General features: G+C 28.4%; 14 protein-coding genes. All 14 read left to right on the top strand.

The window, feature by feature from the left end; translation table 11 throughout:
• Positions 1-100 precede the first annotated feature (100 nt).
• The 14 genes from hag to RDY08_RS08300 all read left to right on the top strand — a co-directional run bounded on the left by hag (position 101) and on the right by RDY08_RS08300 (position 17,127).
• Positions 101-940, top strand: a complete 840-nt coding sequence (hag, locus tag RDY08_RS08365) for a flagellin Hag (protein ID WP_307903919.1) — start codon at positions 101-103, stop codon at positions 938-940.
• A 257-nt stretch (positions 941-1,197) separates the two neighbouring features.
• On the top strand, positions 1,198-2,037 hold the full coding sequence (locus RDY08_RS08360; RefSeq protein ID WP_307903918.1) for a flagellin N-terminal helical domain-containing protein: 840 nt from the start codon (positions 1,198-1,200) through the stop codon (positions 2,035-2,037).
• A 419-nt stretch (positions 2,038-2,456) separates the two neighbouring features.
• On the top strand, positions 2,457-3,293 hold the full coding sequence (locus tag RDY08_RS08355; RefSeq protein WP_307903917.1) for a flagellin N-terminal helical domain-containing protein: 837 nt from the start codon (positions 2,457-2,459) through the stop codon (positions 3,291-3,293).
• Between the two features lie 199 nt (positions 3,294-3,492).
• Positions 3,493-4,311, top strand: a complete 819-nt coding sequence (locus RDY08_RS08350; RefSeq protein WP_307903916.1) for a flagellin N-terminal helical domain-containing protein — start codon at positions 3,493-3,495, stop codon at positions 4,309-4,311.
• Positions 4,312-4,443: 132 nt separating this feature from the next.
• Positions 4,444-4,776, top strand: a complete 333-nt coding sequence (locus tag RDY08_RS08345; RefSeq protein WP_307903915.1) for a flagellar protein FlaG — start codon at positions 4,444-4,446, stop codon at positions 4,774-4,776.
• A 52-nt stretch (positions 4,777-4,828) separates the two neighbouring features.
• The gene (gene fliD, locus RDY08_RS08340) at positions 4,829-6,823 is read left to right on the top strand and encodes a flagellar filament capping protein FliD (protein ID WP_307903914.1); all 1,995 of its coding nucleotides are present in this window, start codon (positions 4,829-4,831) and stop codon (positions 6,821-6,823) included.
• A 135-nt stretch (positions 6,824-6,958) separates the two neighbouring features.
• Positions 6,959-7,570, top strand: a complete 612-nt coding sequence (locus RDY08_RS08335; protein ID WP_307903913.1) for a DUF8042 domain-containing protein — start codon at positions 6,959-6,961, stop codon at positions 7,568-7,570.
• 367 nt (positions 7,571-7,937) lie between these two features.
• Positions 7,938-8,936, top strand: coding sequence for a LacI family DNA-binding transcriptional regulator (locus tag RDY08_RS08330; RefSeq protein WP_307903912.1), 999 nt, complete (start codon positions 7,938-7,940; stop codon positions 8,934-8,936).
• A gap of 63 nt (positions 8,937-8,999) precedes the next feature.
• Positions 9,000-10,106: an ABC transporter ATP-binding protein gene (locus RDY08_RS08325; protein WP_307903911.1), complete on the top strand. Its 1,107-nt coding sequence runs from the start codon at positions 9,000-9,002 to the stop codon at positions 10,104-10,106.
• A gap of 24 nt (positions 10,107-10,130) precedes the next feature.
• Positions 10,131-11,678 (top strand): carbohydrate ABC transporter permease, encoded by a 1,548-nt coding sequence (locus RDY08_RS08320; RefSeq protein WP_307903910.1) that lies wholly within the window; start codon positions 10,131-10,133, stop codon positions 11,676-11,678.
• Complete coding sequence (locus RDY08_RS08315) at positions 11,678-12,568, top strand: sugar ABC transporter permease (RefSeq protein ID WP_307903909.1); 891 nt, start codon at positions 11,678-11,680, stop codon at positions 12,566-12,568. Before RDY08_RS08320 ends, RDY08_RS08315 begins: the two co-directional genes overlap by 1 nt.
• 114 nt (positions 12,569-12,682) lie before the next feature.
• Positions 12,683-13,150: a guided entry of tail-anchored proteins factor 1 gene (locus tag RDY08_RS08310; RefSeq protein WP_307903908.1), complete on the top strand. Its 468-nt coding sequence runs from the start codon at positions 12,683-12,685 to the stop codon at positions 13,148-13,150.
• Positions 13,151-13,164: 14 nt separating this feature from the next.
• Positions 13,165-14,358: an extracellular solute-binding protein gene (locus RDY08_RS08305; RefSeq protein ID WP_307903907.1), complete on the top strand. Its 1,194-nt coding sequence runs from the start codon at positions 13,165-13,167 to the stop codon at positions 14,356-14,358.
• Positions 14,359-14,649: 291 nt separating this feature from the next.
• Positions 14,650-17,127: a methyl-accepting chemotaxis protein gene (locus RDY08_RS08300; RefSeq protein WP_307903906.1), complete on the top strand. Its 2,478-nt coding sequence runs from the start codon at positions 14,650-14,652 to the stop codon at positions 17,125-17,127.
• The last annotated feature ends 66 nt before the right edge of the window (positions 17,128-17,193 follow it).

The following is a 17,193-nucleotide window of genomic DNA, read 5'->3' as shown; positions in this document are numbered from 1 at the left end:
ACAAAAAAACCCTGTTTGAAAAATTTAAACAGGGTTTTTTATATGTTTGAAAAGACAAGGATGTCGAAAAGACAAAAAAAATCAAGGAGGATGAAGAGAAATGATTATTAATCACAACATTGTGGCTATGAATGCCTACAAAAATCTATCAACAACTAATGATAGTGTTACGAAATCATTAGAAAAATTATCATCAGGGTTAAGAATAAACAGAGCTGGTGATGATGCAGCAGGTCTAGCAATTTCAGAAAAAATGAGAGGTCAAATCAGAGGGTTAGATATGGCAAGTAAAAATTCTCAAGATGCAATAAGTTTGATACAAACAGGAGAAGGAGCTCTAAATGAAACTCATTCAATATTGCAAAGAATGAGAGAATTAGCAGTTCAAGCAGCCAATGATACTAACACATCATCAGACAGATCAGAAATACAAAAAGAGATGAATCAATTAAAACAAGAAATCGACAGAATAGCTGACAGTACAGAATTTAATACTAAAAAACTATTGACTGGAGCATTTGCAACAACAGGAATGGTATTTCAAGTAGGAGCAAATCAAGGTCAATCTATTAGTTTAAAAATAAACAGTATGAAAGCAAGTTCTTTAGCAATAAGTGGAGCGAGTGCATCACAAGCAATATCTATAACAACTGCAACAGCAGCAGAAACAGCAATTACAACAATAAATAGTGCTATTGAATCAGTATCAGAACAAAGATCGAAATTTGGAGCAATGCAAAACAGATTAGAACATACAATAAATAATTTAAAAACAGCATCAGAAAATTTACAAGCAGCAGAAAGTAGAATAAGAGATGTTGATATGTCTCAAGAGATGGTTAAATTTAGTAAAAATAAAATTATATCTCAATCAGGAACAGCAATGTTAGCACAAGCAAATGCACAACCGCAAGGAGTGTTGCAACTGTTGAAAGGATAGTTAATATTTAAAATTTTTTATATTTGGGAAGGTATAAAATTATTTTAAGATAGTTTGATATGTAAAAAGAAAATAATAAAATAAAAAAGGGAAGATAGTATCAGATCTCCTTGACGAGATTTAACCACAATGAGTGGGGTTAATTTTATTAATCTCAGTTGTGGTGGTTAAAAAAACCACTTTATAATGTTGAAGTCCGCGCGGTAAACATTGTAATAGGCAGGGATGCCAAAAAAAAGTCAAGGAGGATGAGGGAAATGATTATCAATCATAATATAACAGCAATGAATTCTTATAGGAATTTATCACAAACAAATAAGACTATTAATGGTTCATTGGAAAAATTATCATCAGGTTTGAGAATAAATAGAGCTGGTGACGATGCAGCAGGACTAGCTATATCAGAAAAAATGAGAGGACAAGTAAAAGGTCTGGATATGGCAAAGAAAAATGCACAAGATTCTATTAGTTTGATACAAACAGCTGAAGGTGCGTTAAATGAAACACATTCAATATTACAAAGAATGAGAGAATTAGCAGTACAATCAGCCAATGATACAAATACAACAACAGATAGAGGCGAAATACAAAAAGAAATGGACAGACTAAGACAAGAAGTAGACAGAATATCTAATCAAACAGAGTTTAATACAAAGACTTTGATGACAGGAAGTTTTGCTACAAATGGTCTAAGATTTCATGTAGGAGCTAATGAAAATCAATTTGTAAGTTTGAAATTTAATAGTATGAAAGCAAGTGCTTTAGCGATAAGTGGAGCAAGTGCATCGCAAGCGTTATCAATAACAAGTGCAGCATCAGCAGAAACAGCAATAACTACAATAAACACAGCTATTGAAACAGTTTCAGCTGAAAGATCAAAATTTGGAGCAATGCAAAACAGATTAGAGCATACAATAAATAACTTAGGTACATCATCAGAAAATTTACAAGCAGCAGAAAGCAGAATAAGAGATGTTGATATGTCTAAAGAGATGGTTGCATTTAGTAAAAATAAAATTATTGCTCAATCAGGTACAGCGATGTTAGCACAAGCAAATACACAACCTCAAGGAGTATTACAACTTCTAAGAGGGTAATAATAAATTAAGGAATGGCTTAAAAATAACCTTCTGATTTTGTTATAAAATACGCAATAATTTAGGAACGCTTTAAAAACAACCTTATCCTTTTGTTTTAAAATACGCAACGATTCAAGCGTTTTTACAACAAAATATAAGAAAATATTTTTTAAATGTTCTTTAAGCGTTTTTATAACAAAAAAAGAGAAAATTATTTTTTAAACGTTCTTAAGTTTAAATGTTTGATAATAATATGAAAGAAAATTATTCTTAATTTTCTTTCAAGGATATCTCCTCCGTGTTTTTACATTTAGTAACAATTGTTAATTTTTAGCTTTATAGAAGTTAGTGATGGTTGCTAAATATAAGGGCCCTATATTTTTACAATCAACTCAGGCAAGGATGCTTGGGAAAAAAACACGGAGGGGGTTATAAAAATGATTATCAATCACAATATGTCAGCAATGAATTCTTTTAGAAACTTGACTCAAACCAATAATAATGTAAATGGTTCATTGGAAAAATTGTCATCAGGTTTAAGAATAAATAGAGCTGGTGATGATGCAGCAGGACTAGCTATATCAGAAAAAATGAGAGGACAAGTAAAAGGATTGGACATGGCTGCAAAAAATGCACAAGATTCTATTAGTTTGATACAAACAGCTGAAGGTGCATTAAATGAAACACATTCAATATTACAAAGAATGAGAGAATTAGCAGTACAATCATCAAATGATACAAATACGACAACAGATAGAGGCGAAATACAAAAAGAAATGGATAGACTAAGACAAGAGGTAGATAGAATATCTGGACAAACAGAGTTTAATACAAAAACTTTGATGACAGGAAGCTATGCTACAAATGGTCTAAGATTTCATGTAGGAGCTAATGAAGGTCAATTTGTAAGTTTGAAATTTAACAGTATGAAAGCAAGTGCTCTTGGAATAAGTGGAGCAAGTGCATCACAAGCATTATCAATAACAAGTGCAGCATCAGCAGAAACAGCAATAACTACAATAAATACAGCTATTGAGTCAGTTTCAGCTGAGAGATCAAAATTTGGAGCAATGCAAAACAGATTAGAGCATACAATAAATAATTTGAATACATCATCAGAAAACTTACAAGCAGCAGAAAGCAGAATAAGAGATGTTGATATGTCTAAAGAGATGGTTAAATTTAGTAAAAATAAGATCATTTCTCAATCAGGTACAGCAATGTTAGCACAAGCAAATGCACAACCACAAGGTGTGTTACAATTACTTAGATAATCTAAGTATTAAGAGCCTTTTGGCTCTTAATACTAAAAAATAGTTCTTCCCCTCCATGATAAATTCTTCTGTTGGATTTAATTAAATTAAATCTAACGGTGGTCATGTTGATATTATACTACTTTGGCCGGCGGTATAATCTCGCGTGATGATAAAGCAGGGATGCTTTAGAAAAAATATCATGGAGGGGGAGATTGCTATGATTATAAATCATAATATTTCAGCTATGAATTCTTATCGAAATTTAACTAATTCTGAAGGGACTATAGCGAAATCGTTGGAAAAATTATCATCAGGTTTAAGAATAAATAGAGCTGGTGATGATGCAGCAGGATTAGCCATATCAGAAAAGATGAGAGGGCAGATCAATGGTCTTAATATGGCAGAAAGAAATTCTCAAGATTCTATAAGTCTTATACAAACAGCAGAAGGAGCATTAAATGAAACTCATTCAATATTACAAAGAATGAGAGAATTATCTGTTCAATCTGCAAATGATACTAATACAAGTTCTGATAGAGATATGATACAATTAGAAGTAAATCAGCTTGTAAGTGAAGTGAATAGGATTGGGGAAACAACTCAGTTTAATGGAATGAACCTTTTATCAGGGTCATATTCAACAACTGGGTTATCGTTTCATGTAGGAGCGAATGCTTCTCAAACAGTAACCTTAAATATTTCAAGTATGAGAGCAAGTGCTTTGGGGATTTCTAGTATTTCAGTTTCATCACAAACAGCTGCAAATAGTGCTATAACTACAATTGATACAGCTATCACATCAGTTTCTACTCAAAGAGCTAGTTTTGGAGCAATGCAAAACAGGTTGGAGCATACAATAAATAATTTGGGTACAGCTTCTGAAAACCTTCAGGCTGCAGAAAGTAGGATAAGAGATGTAGATATGTCAAAAGAAATGGTGAATTATTCAAAAGAGTCAATAATTTCGCAGTCAGGGACAGCGATGTTAGCACAAGCTAATTCAATGCCACAAAGTGTGCTGAATTTACTAAAATAAAAAAATGAAAAAGCCGGCCAGGCCGACTCCAAATATGGAGTCGGCTATTATGGGATATAGAAACTAAAAAAGAACATTAAAAAAATAGGAAGATTATTTTTAATCATTCCTAAATGTTGGAGGTGAATTAAAATGAGAGTTGAAAATGTGGGAGCATATTTAGAGAATAGCCCACCTATAAAAAAAATGGAAGTTCCAAAAGAAGCGGTAGAAAAAGATAAAAAAATAGGATATAATAATATCAAGAATAAAGTAGAAACAAAACTTAAGGAACTAGGGATAAAAACCGATAATAAAGATAAAGGAATAAGATATGAAAAGGATGACGATACAAATAAATGGGTAGTTAAAATATATAACGAACAAACAGGAGAAATGTTACAGCAAATTCCAGCAAAAGAGATAATAAATGTAGCAAAAGGAGTAGAAGAGTTAATTGGAAATGTTTTGGATAAAAAAATTTAAAGAACGTTTGAAAAACATGGATTATTGGTATTAAATGGGGAGGTGAATTTAAATGGCAGGAGTACAACTTGCGGGGATGGCATCAGGATTAGATACGTCTTCAATAATTCAACAAATGTTAGAAGCTGATAGGCAACCAATGTATCAAAAACAAAAAGAAATAAATAAAATAAAAATGGAAAAAACTATTTGGCAAAATATAGATAGTAAAATGTCATCTTTGAAAAGTGCAGCAACTAATTTAAAATTTAGTTCTACGTTTGATTCGAGGACGGTATCTTCGACAGATGATTCTAAAATTACAGGAACGGCGACAACATCAGCTTCTGCAAGTAGCTATGTTTTGGAAAATGTAGTTTTGGCAGAGCCTGGTAAAATAACTTCTGGAACAGCATTAAATTTTACTGATGGAGTGAAAGCTAATGTAGAGGAGACATCTACGTTGACAGATCCAAATGAAAAATTTAGTGTTGGAGGTTCAGTAACAGAAGGTAGTTTTAAGATAAATGGAAAAGTTGTAGATGTAATAGCAGATGATACAATAAATATGGTGATAAATAAAATAAATGTATCTAACGCAGGAGTAGTAGCTAGTTTTGATTCTACAACAGGTAAATTTAAAATAGAAGCAAAAGAAGCATCAACTTCTCAAAATATAGAGTTTGATTCTACTGATACAAGTGGATTTTTAACAGCAGTTGGAATGGAAACTCATTTAGGAGAAAAAATCGAAAATGGAGAAAATCCAGATTATCAAAAGAAGATAACAGATGTTTCAAATTTATCAGGAGTTAGTAATGGTTTTTTCACAATAAATGGATATACTTTTGAGATGAATACAGCAGATGATAGTATAGAAAGTATAATAAATGATATTAATGGTTCTAGTGCAGGAGTTACAGCTTTTTATGATAATGATACAAAAAAAATGACTCTTACAGCAAAAGAATCTGGAGATGATATTACACTTGAAAATGATACAAGTGGATTTTTAGCATCTATGAATTTGATGAACCAAACAGATGATACAGATGCAACTACTGAAAAATCAGTATATTCAGGTAGTGATGCCACTGTAACAATAAATGGAGTTAATTTTACAAAGCCTTCTAATAAATTTAATATAAATGGAGTTAATTTTGAGCTGAAAAGTGCTACTGATACAGGAGAAAAAATTACTTTATCAGTATCTCAAGATACAGATAAAGCTTATGGAGAAATAAGTGGTTTTGTGGATAAATATAATAACTTAATATCATATTTAGAAGATAAAACTAAAAAAGATGGAGAACTACAAGGCGATAGTATGGCAGTTAATTTAATTTATTCTTTAAGGAATAAATTAACAGGAACTGTAAGTGGATTAGATAGTGATTATAATCAGTTGGCTTTAGTTGGAGTAGAAGCTAGTGATACAAAAACATCAACTTTAAAAATAGATAAAAGTAAATTAACTGAAGCTTTAAAAGCTAATATGGAAGCTGTAAAAGGTTTGTTTACTCAAGATATAGGAACAGGAACAATAACAGATGAGGCTGTAGGAACTGGAGATGGAACTACTGTTGATTATAGTCTAAATTATACACCTTCAAGCATAGATAAGGTAACATTACAAGTTGGAACTACAACATATACTGCTTCAAATTCTACTAATAAATTAATAACATCAGGTACTCCACAAGCTGGGGAAATATATGTTAATTTACAGAGTGGAGAATTAAAATTTGGGACAGCACCTGCTTCGGGAGAAACTATAACGTCAACATATGATTATGATGAAAATAATTCTAGAGATGGAATTGCAGTTAGATTAAAAAGCTATCTTAATCCATATACAATATATAATGGAACAATGGATAGTCATATAAAATCCTTAGATAGTACAGTAAAAGATATGAATGAGTGGATAGATAGTATGAATAGTAGATTAAAAATGAGATCTGATTCGCTAAAAAAACAATTTACAGCAATGGAGCAAGCAATATCTACTAGTAATAGTCAATCTTCATGGCTTACAGGTCAACTTGCTAGTTTAGGAACGTCTTAAAAATAACCTATAAATTTTGTTTATAAAATACGTAGTGGTTCAAGCGTTTTTATGAATAAAATATAAAAACATTATTTTTTAAACGTTCTTTAGGAACAGGAATGACTTAAGAACTCTATAAAAAGGAGAATTTAAATGGAAATATTTATTGATAAAGTAAAAGTAGATGCTGACATAGAAAAAACAGATGATTTGGACACTATTATAAAAGAAGTTGAGAATTTTATAAAAGAAACTGGGAAAGTTATCATATCCATTAATATAGATGGAAGAGCTTTGGAAGATGTTGATAATGTAACGATAAATGAAGTGAAAAAAATAGAATTTGAAACTCAAATACCTCAAGTATTATTGTTAGAATCTTTTCAAGAGATGAATAATTATATCTATAAATTGAAAGATGGAATACAGAATATAGTAAATTTATTGGCTATTGAAGAAGAAAGTGAAGCTTTTACAATAATAGTTCAACTAACTAATGGATTAGAATGGATAGATAATGTGTTTTCAAGTGTAAAAGAAATTTTAGGAATTGAATTTAAAAAAATAGAATTTGATGAGTTAATAGAATCTTTTCAGAATATAGTAGAGTCAATAGTGGAAAGTATAGAGGATAGAGACTATGTTTTGCTAAGTGATATATTAGAGTATGAGTTGTTAGATATGCTAGAAGATATAGAAAAAAAGCTGCCGATTTTATATGATGAAATTTTAGAAGATGGAAAAAATAAATATATGAAAAGTTAAAATAGAGCTGACAATAACTAGCTCTATTTTTTTATGCGGTATATTTAAGTATAATGTGCAAAAATTAATCAATTTCAGATAAAAAAAGCACAAAATAGTTGACAAAATCTTCATTATGAGTTATAATAATATCAACTTAATCGATTAAGAGGAAGTTTTAGAAAATGATTTTGTTATGAAATGGATATATTATTTTCGAGTCTACTAGGGAAGTATAAATTTATTCAGAAAATAAGCTACGCCATTTTTTTGAAATATGCGATTTTTCAAGGCAAAATTTTTCAGAAGCCAAAAATTTAGAAAAATATTTATGTCCTACCAGATGAAGCGTAGCTTATTTTTTTACTATTTCTAAGGAGTGATAAAATTGGGAGTTACAATAAAAGATATTGCTATAAAATTAAATATATCAAAAGCTGCTGTATCAAAAGCACTTAACGATAAAGAGGATATAAGTATTGAATTAAAAGATAAAGTGAAAAAAACAGCAAAGGAGATGGGATATTCTCCTAATTATTTTGCCAAAAAACTTGCAACAAAAAAAAGTAATACTTTAGGGGTGTTTATTTTAGGAAAAGAAAATCTAAAAGGGGAAGAATATTACGGATATAAATTTTTAGATGGAATAATAGAAACAGCTGTTTCATACGCGTATGATATACTTGTATTTTCAGAAAATAAGAATAAGAGCTATACAGAAATAATAAGAGAAAAAATGGTAGAAGGAGTTATATTTATTGGAGTTGACTCTGAAGATAAAAAAATAAATTCTGTAAAAGATTTATTATTACCAATATCTATAATCGATTTTCATTTAAAAGGAGAAAATATTAGTTTTCTAAGTAGCGATAGCTATAAAGGGGTTAAATCTGTAATAGACTACTTAACCGAGTTAGGACATGAAAAAATAGGGATAATAATAGGTGGAGAGGCTGAGATATCTAAAAGGAGATACTTTGCTTATAAAAAAATTTTAGAAAGTAAAAATTTATTTCATAAAAAGTATGTTTATGAAGGAGATTTTACTAAAAAAAGTGGATATGAAATTGGAAAAAGGTTGTTTAGAAAAAAAGATAGACCAACAGCTATATTTTCAGTAAGTGATCTAATGGCAATAGGATTTATTGAAGGAGTAAAAGCAAATGGAATGAAAATTCCAGAAGATATATCTGTAGTTGGATTTGATAATATTGGATTTGGATATTACAGTAATCCTTCGCTTACAACAGTAGATCAAAATCCATTGGAAATAGGGCAAATGGCAGTGAAATATATAATGGATGTTATAGAAAATAAAAATGTAAATAATGAAATTTTAATAGAGCCTAAATTAATAAAGAGAAAAAGCTGTAAAAAAATCAAATAATGTATTTGGCTATAAAAAATAAGAAAAATTAAATATAAAAACAAATTTGAAAGGAGAAATAATATGGCAAAAGTAGTTTTAAAAGATATGGAAAAAACATATCCAAATGGATTCAAAGCAGTACATGGGCACAATTTAGAAATAAAAGATGGAGAATTTATGGTATTTGTAGGGCCATCAGGTTGCGCAAAATCAACAACATTAAGAATGATAGCAGGATTAGAAGAGATAACAGGAGGAACGGTAGCAATAGGTGATACAATAGTAAATGAGTTACCACCAAAAGATAGAGGAATAGCAATGGTATTCCAAAATTATGCCTTGTATCCACATATGAACGTATATGATAATATGGCATTTGGACTAAAATTAGCTAAAACACCAAAAGAAGAGATAGATAAAAGAGTAAAAGATGCAGCAGAAATATTAGGAATAACAGACCTATTAGATAGAAAACCAAAAGAGATGTCAGGAGGACAAAGACAAAGAGTAGCAGTAGGTAGAGCAATAGTAAGAGATCCAGAGGTATTTTTATTTGATGAACCATTATCAAATTTGGATGCTCAATTAAGAGTACATATGAGGGTAGAGATAACAAAATTACATAAAAGATTAGGAACAACAATGATATATGTAACTCATGATCAAGTAGAAGCAATGACAATGGGAGATAGAATATGTGTAATGGAGTTAGGAGTAATAAAACAAGTAGACACTCCATTAAATTTATATAATAAACCAGAAAATAAATTTGTAGCAGGATTTATAGGAAGTCCATCAATGAATATAGTAGAAGCAAAACTAGAAAAAGAAGGAGATACAACATATGTAGTAACAGAACATATGAAATTAAGATTGCCAAAAGAAAAAGCAGACAAAGTACAAAAATACGTAGGGAAAGAAGTGTGGTTTGGAATAAGACCAGAACATATAGGAAGTCATGAAACACATCCAAACGAAAAAGATAATTATGTAAATTCAGAAATATATGTAGTAGAACAAATGGGAAATGAAGTATTTGTATATTTCACACCGGGAAAAAATCAATATATAGCAAGATTGGGAAGTGAAGGAGTAACAGTAAAATCAGGAGAAAAATATGAAATATGGTTTGATACAAGTAAATGTCATATATTTGACAAAGAGACAGAAGAAAATATAAGTTTATAAGAAGAAATTATAGGAGGAATATAAATGAAACAAAATAAAACTACTTTATATACTGCTTCTTTTTTATTGTTTTTATTATTTGCGATTACTCTGTTTTTTAGTAGAAATACATACTTAGGTGGAGTTCTTGATAATAAAAAAGTAAAAAGAAAAGTTATGAGAACAACAGAATACAGAAAAAGTGATTTGAAAAAAGATTCTATTTTTAGAAGATTTCCATTATCTACAACAATAAGCATGAAGAAATATAGAGGGAAAATATTACAATTTAAAGAAGTGAAGAAATATCAGAAATTAACAGATAATGAACTTAGTAAAAGCAATTTTGTATTTTATTCTTTGATAATAATATCTCTTATATTTGCTTTTGCGGTATTAGCTTATAAAAGATTATATTTTTTATTAACATTAAATACAATTTTAACTGCGGGAGTATTATTATATGATAAATTACTAGGTATAGGATTACATAACTTAGGATTAAAAGTATCTGTTATTAATAAACTTGGAGTAGCAGAGGTAACTCAACACGTTGTAGTTATTACTGTATATATAATATCTTTGATTTATATAATTAGAGGTGGATTAAAAAAAGAAGAAAAGAAAAGTGTAAAAGAAAATATAGAAGAAACGAAAAAAGAGATAACTAAAACATATAATTGGGTAAAAAAAGAGAGATTCGCATATTATATGCTATTTCCTGCAGTATTAATAGTTTTGGTAATAATTATATATCCATTTTTATATAATTTTAGGATATCTTTTTCAAATTTAAATTTAAAAAGATTTATAGTATTTATAAAAGCGGATAAACTTTATTATAATGGATTTGAAAATTATTTGTCAATATTTGGAGATGTTTTATTCTGGAAAGTTTTTATGAGAACAATAATATGGACATTTGCAAACATATTTTTCCACGTTACAGGAGGAATTTTTCTTGCAATATTATTAAATAGAGAAATGAAAATGAGACCTGTATATCAAACATTAATTATAATGCCTTGGGCAATACCTCAATTTATAGCTGTATTAGTATGGAAGGGTATGTTTAATGGTCAATATGGTGCAATAAACTTAATGATGAATGATGTTTTGAGATTTTTTCATATAAATGCAACAGTAACTATACCTTGGCTTACTAATGCTAATTGGATGTTGACAGGGGCAATAATAACTAATGTATGGCTAGGAATACCATTTATGATGATGATAGCTTTAGGTGGATTACAAAGTATACCTGAAACATATTATGAGGCAGCTGAAATAGATGGAGCGACTTCTTGGGAACAAATAAAAAATATAACATTGCCATTATTAAAACCTGTAATGACTCCAGCAGTAATTATGGGAGTGGTTTGGACTTTTAATAATGTAAATGTAATATATTTAATGTCTCAAGATAAACTTACTGGGAAAGTAGATATATTGGTAACATATGTGTATAAAGCTGCATTTAATTTATATAGATATGGTTATGCAGCTGCATTCTCTGTAGCTATATTTTTAATATTAATGGTATTTAGTGTGCTATTAATCAAAGTTACTAAAGCAGAGGAGGGAGTTAGATAATGGCAATGAAAGACAAGTTAAGTAAAAGAATAATAATACATACAATATTAATAATTGCAAGTATATTAGCGATATATCCAATACTTAGAGTTGTAACAATATCATTAAGACCTGGAGATAGAGCTTTTACAGCATCATTAGCAATAATACCAAAAGATGCTAGTTTTGATTCTTTTAAAAATATTTTATTTTTAAGAGGGTTAGATCCCAAATATGCTTCAGCAGATTTAATAACTAAATTTTTTCATGCTAGCTTTTGGATTTGGTTAAAAAACTCAACAATAGTATCATTCTTTACTGTTATATTTGGAGTTTCATTTGCATCTACAGCAGGATATGCTTTTTCTAGGTTTAATTTTCCTGGGAAAAAGAGTGGATTAACATTTTTTCTTATAACTCAAATGTTTCCAGCAACTATGTTGTTACTTCCAATGTATTTAGTAATGTCAAAATTACATCTTACTAATACATATTTTGGATTAATATTAATGTATACTACAACAGCTTTGCCATTATGCGTGTGGCAAATGAAAGGGTACTATGATACTATTCCATATACCTTAGAGGAAGCAGCAATGATAGATGGTGCTAGCCAATTTAAAGCATTTTATAAGATAATATTACCACTTGTAAAACCAGGAGTAGTGGTAACTGCACTATTTTCATTTATGGCTTCATGGACAGATTTTGTAGTAGCTAATGTATTTATGCAAAAAGAAAGCTTAAAAACATTACCTTTGGGATTGCAAACTATGGCTGGACAATTTCAAACTGAATGGGGAAATTTTGCTGCAGCTTCAATATTAGTAATGGTTCCTGCAATGGCTCTGTTTATGTATTTATCAAAATATTTGATTTCAGGTCTTACATTAGGTGGCGTAAAAGAATAAAAAGTTGACAAATGGTACATTGAGTTGTATACTCTCTAAGAGATGGTAATTTAAGAGACACTTTTGTGTTGAATGAAAATAATTTTTTTAAAATAAAACTAGGGAGGTGAAAACATGAAAAGAGGAATTGCAGTTGCTTCTATTTTAATTGTATTATCTTTTACAGGATGTACAGGTTTATCTAAAAAAGGTAATACATCTAAAGATTTGAAAGCTCAAGTTGTTAAATTGCAAGAAGAAAATAGAGCTTATGCCAAAAGTTTGGATAAATTAGTTGTAGATTTGAAAAAAGCAAAATTAAATGTAAAAAGAGTTCAATCTACTTACAAAAAATTAATGGCACAAAAAGTGAAAGAGGTAGAAGAGTTAAAATTAAAGTTGTCAAAGGCAGAATTAAAAACTAGAAGAGTGCAAAATACTTATAAAAAGTTAATGGCACAAAAAGTGAAAGAAGTAGAAGAATTAAAATTAAAGTTATCAAAGGCAGAATTAAAAACTAGAAGAGTGCAAAATACTTACAAAAAATTAATGGCACAAAAAGTGAAAGAGGTAGAAGCTTTAAAAGCAAAATTAAAAAAATAATGGGAGGTTAGGAAATGAAAAAAAGTTTATTAATGTTAATAGCTATGCTTATAGTTACAAGTTTATCATTTTCAACAGAAATTCAAATATGGGAAAAGTGGGAATCAACTATAGATCCAACATATGATAAAGCAATAGCAATGTTTGAAAAAGAAAATCCTGGAATTACAGTAAAAAGAGTACATTATGCTCCAGAAGATTTAAGATACAATTTTCAAAATGCAGCATTTTCAGGTAATCCACCAGCAATAGTATTAGGACCATCAGATACAGTTGGTGTATATGCTACAATGGGTATAATTAAACCAATTTCAGAAGTAAAAGGTTTAGATCAAGAATTTTTGAAAAAATTTATACCTACAAGTTTAAAACAATTAACTATTTTTGGAGAATTATATGGTGTTCCAGAACAAATAGGAAATCATTTGACTCTAATATATAATAAAAAATATGTAAAAAAAGTACCTACAACTTGGAAAGAATTACTTGCTACAGATTATGGAACAGAATATAAATTAGTATATAATTTAAATGAACCATATTGGTTTGTAGGATTTTTAGGAGCTTTTGGTGGTTGGGTAATGGATGATAATAGTCAACCAACATTGGATACTCCAGCTATGGTAAAAGCTTTACAATTTGTACATGACTTAAAATATGTATCTAAAGCAGTTCCTACAGAAGCTGATTATGGAACAGCGGATAGTTTATTTAAAGATGGAAAAGCAGCATTTATAATTAATGGAGATTGGTCATATTCTAGTTATAAATCAGTATTAAAAGATAATATGGGACTTGCTAAAGTACCTCAAGTACCAGGTGGAGGATTCTATTCACCAATGACAGCTGTCCAAGGTTTATTTGTACCAGAAGGATTAGATCCAAAAGTAGAAGAAGCAGCAGGTAAATTCATTAAATTTATAACAAGAAAAGATATCCAATTATTTACAGCTACAAGAGATAAAACATTACCTGTAAATATAGAAGCAGCTAATGATCCATCTATAAAAAATGATCCATTCTTAGCAGGATCTGTAGCACAAATGTTAATGGGAAAACCTATGCCAATAGTTCCAGAAATGAGAGCTATATGGGATGCAATTAGACCATTCCAAGAAGATATAATGAATGATAAAATATCAGCAAAAGATGCCGCAGCAGGAATGCAAAAATTAGCAGAAAAGAAAATATCAGATATGAATCAATAAGAATATGATTTTGAAAAGATAATCTTTTTAGATTTAATCATATACTTTGTGTGGCAAGCAAATATTAATTTGCTTGCCATCTTTTTAATAAAATTAAAAATGAGTTTTATTTTATTAAAAAGATTTGAAAGTATGATATATATAGGAATGGCTTAAAAATAACATTCACATTTTGCTTTAAAATACGCAATGTTTTAAGCGTTTTTATAACAAAATATGAGAACATTATTTTTTTAAACGTTCCATAGTAATATTAAATATGTAAATGGAATCAAAAAATGGGAGGGAAAAATGAAGATATCACAAAAGTTAATTTTATTAGGTGGGATTTTACTTATTGTAATAATTCTTATTGGGCAAAACGGTATATTACAAGTTCAATCTATGAAAAAAGGTGTTGAAACTATATCTGGTGTTTCAAATAAAATTTTAAAAAATACAATACCGTTGATAGAAAGTACAGTGAAAATTGAAAATTCTATATTAAATTTAAAAGTTAAAGAAAGGACTATACTTCTTGAGGATAATTTAAAAGAAATTAAAAAATCAAAACGAGAGATAGAGAATATACATAAAATTATAAATGTTCAAGCAGGAGACTTAGGAGATAATAATAAAATAGTAGATTTAAAGAAAAATATAGAAACTGTCAAAAATAGTATAGAAAAAATAATAGCTCTAAAAGAAAGCATTATAATTAAAGAAGATGTTAATAATGAGAATTTAAAAAAATTATTAGTTACCACTGAAGAGTTAAAAGGAAAAATTAGAAATTTAGAGGTAAATTACAAAAGTAATATAAATAAAACAATAGAAAGAAAACTTAAAAATAGTATAAGAATAGAAGAGATGCAACTAAGAAGAAAAAAAGCGATAGTTAATAATAAGGAATTTACAGATTTACAAGTTGCAAATACTGTAAAAGGAAATGTTTATGTATCAAAATATTTTTATGTAGGTGGATATGGAAAAAAAGGATATGGAATTATATTAGATAAAAATTTTAATGTTTTATTTCATCCATATTTAAAAAAACTGCCAAAGACTTTAAAATTTGATAAAAATAGTGGTATGATATTAACTTCAGATTTGAGAAATAGTGAAAATAATTTAGAAGATGCTGTAATATATTATAAAAAAACAAAATATAGAGGAATAATACTTGGAGCGGTTATGTTTTCAAGTGATATATATAATTTGACAGATTTTAAATTATTAAATAGTAAATTGTTAGAAATAATTGGCTATGAAAAAGATTCATTTATATTAAAAGGTGATTCTTATAATGAAAATACAAAAAAATGGAGTGATGCAGTAGCTAAATATAGGGTTATATTAAAAAAACAATTAGAAAAATATCCTAAATTAAAAAAAGTATATATAGAATTAGGAAAAAAACTAGATATTCATACTAAAATATTTGATTCTATTAGCCAATATCAATCTTTTAAAAATGAAAAATGGGTTGATATTTATAAAGAACAATCTAAAGTAGATGAAAATATTAATAAATCTTTAGGGATAACTGATGAATTAAGAAAAGTAACTAGCAAGAACGTAAGCGACACTGTAGATAAATCAGAAATAATAAAAAATGGTATATCTAAAAAAGCAAAAAGTAGTAAAACATTTGTAATAATAATATTAGTTATAGGAGTTTTAATAGGAATATTATTAACAGCAGTGATATCATTTATGATAACAAATCCAATATTTAAATTAAAAACATTAATGAAAAAAGCTGAAAATGGAGATTTGAATGTTGTAGCAGAAATAAAAACAAAAGATGAATTAAAAGATTTAGCAGATAGTTTTAATAATATGATAAAAGGTATGAAAGATATAATAGTAAATTCTAAAAATGTTACCTTAGAAGTTGGAAAAGAAGCTGAAAACTTAGTAAGTAGTTCTGTAGAGAGTAGAAATTCTGTAGAGAGTATAGGAGAGAATTCTATAAAAGTTAAAAATAATTCAGAAGAAAATATAAGTAGAATAAAAATGTTTTCTAGTAAAATAAAAGATTTGACAAAAAAAGTTGAAATGGTAAGCAATAAGATAACAGTATCTAGTGAAAATAGCATTGAAATGTCTAGTATTGCAAACGAGGGATATAGTTTTTCTAATAACTTAATAAATGATGTTAAAGATATAATTGTAAATAGTGAAGATATTTCTAAATTGATAGAGGATTTAAGTGAAGATATAAAAAATATTAGTCAATTTTTATTAAAAATAAATTCAATATCAGATCAAACAGATATGTTAGCATTAAATGCAGCAATAGAAGCTGCAAGAGCAGGAGAAGCAGGAAAAGGATTTGCAGTAGTAGCACAAGAAATAAGAAAATTATCAGGTGAAACAAATGATATAGCTAATGATATATCATCATATGTAGGAGAAATTGAAAAGAAAAATACAGAAATAGTTAATAAAACAGAAAAAACAGAAAGAATAAGTAAAGTGACTCAAGATGGAATAAATGAAATAAAATCAAAACTTAATAATATTATGAAAACAGCGGATTTAATAAAAGAAAATATGGGGAATATAACATTAGTTGAAGATGAACAAATAAAAGATTTCGAATTAATATTAAAAGATTCTGATAATATTGAAAAAGATAATAATAAAATATTAGAGGATATAAATGAAATAAATGTTTCAATAGAAGAGCAAATGAAAGTTATAGAGTATATAAGTGAAAGTGCTGAAAATTTAAATAGTAAAGTGGAAAATCTAAATGGTATAATAGAGAAGTTTAAAATTTAAGAGTATTGACAAGAACAAGCTGATTTGATAATATTATAACATAATCACTATAAACATATCTGAAAG

Source organism: Haliovirga abyssi, from assembly GCF_030295325.1.
GTDB lineage: Bacteria > Fusobacteriota > Fusobacteriia > Fusobacteriales > Haliovirgaceae > Haliovirga > Haliovirga abyssi.
This window is presented reverse-complemented; position numbering and strand designations above follow the sequence as displayed.

Excerpts from the sequence above, each read along its gene's own strand:
- RDY08_RS08300 (WP_307903906.1), top strand. The coding sequence starts at position 14,650 with ATGAAGATATCACAAAAGTTAATTTTATTAGGTGGGATTTTACTTATT.
- RDY08_RS08345 (WP_307903915.1), top strand. The coding sequence starts at position 4,444 with ATGAGAGTTGAAAATGTGGGAGCATATTTAGAGAATAGCCCACCTATA.
- RDY08_RS08360 (WP_307903918.1), top strand. The coding sequence starts at position 1,198 with ATGATTATCAATCATAATATAACAGCAATGAATTCTTATAGGAATTTA.
- RDY08_RS08335 (WP_307903913.1), top strand. The coding sequence starts at position 6,959 with ATGGAAATATTTATTGATAAAGTAAAAGTAGATGCTGACATAGAAAAA.
- RDY08_RS08325 (WP_307903911.1), top strand. The coding sequence starts at position 9,000 with ATGGCAAAAGTAGTTTTAAAAGATATGGAAAAAACATATCCAAATGGA.
- RDY08_RS08315 (WP_307903909.1), top strand. The coding sequence starts at position 11,678 with ATGGCAATGAAAGACAAGTTAAGTAAAAGAATAATAATACATACAATA.
- RDY08_RS08305 (WP_307903907.1), top strand. The coding sequence starts at position 13,165 with ATGAAAAAAAGTTTATTAATGTTAATAGCTATGCTTATAGTTACAAGT.
- RDY08_RS08320 (WP_307903910.1), top strand. The coding sequence starts at position 10,131 with ATGAAACAAAATAAAACTACTTTATATACTGCTTCTTTTTTATTGTTT.
- hag (WP_307903919.1), top strand. The coding sequence starts at position 101 with ATGATTATTAATCACAACATTGTGGCTATGAATGCCTACAAAAATCTA.
- RDY08_RS08355 (WP_307903917.1), top strand. The coding sequence starts at position 2,457 with ATGATTATCAATCACAATATGTCAGCAATGAATTCTTTTAGAAACTTG.
- RDY08_RS08350 (WP_307903916.1), top strand. The coding sequence starts at position 3,493 with ATGATTATAAATCATAATATTTCAGCTATGAATTCTTATCGAAATTTA.
- fliD (WP_307903914.1), top strand. The coding sequence starts at position 4,829 with ATGGCAGGAGTACAACTTGCGGGGATGGCATCAGGATTAGATACGTCT.
- RDY08_RS08310 (WP_307903908.1), top strand. The coding sequence starts at position 12,683 with ATGAAAAGAGGAATTGCAGTTGCTTCTATTTTAATTGTATTATCTTTT.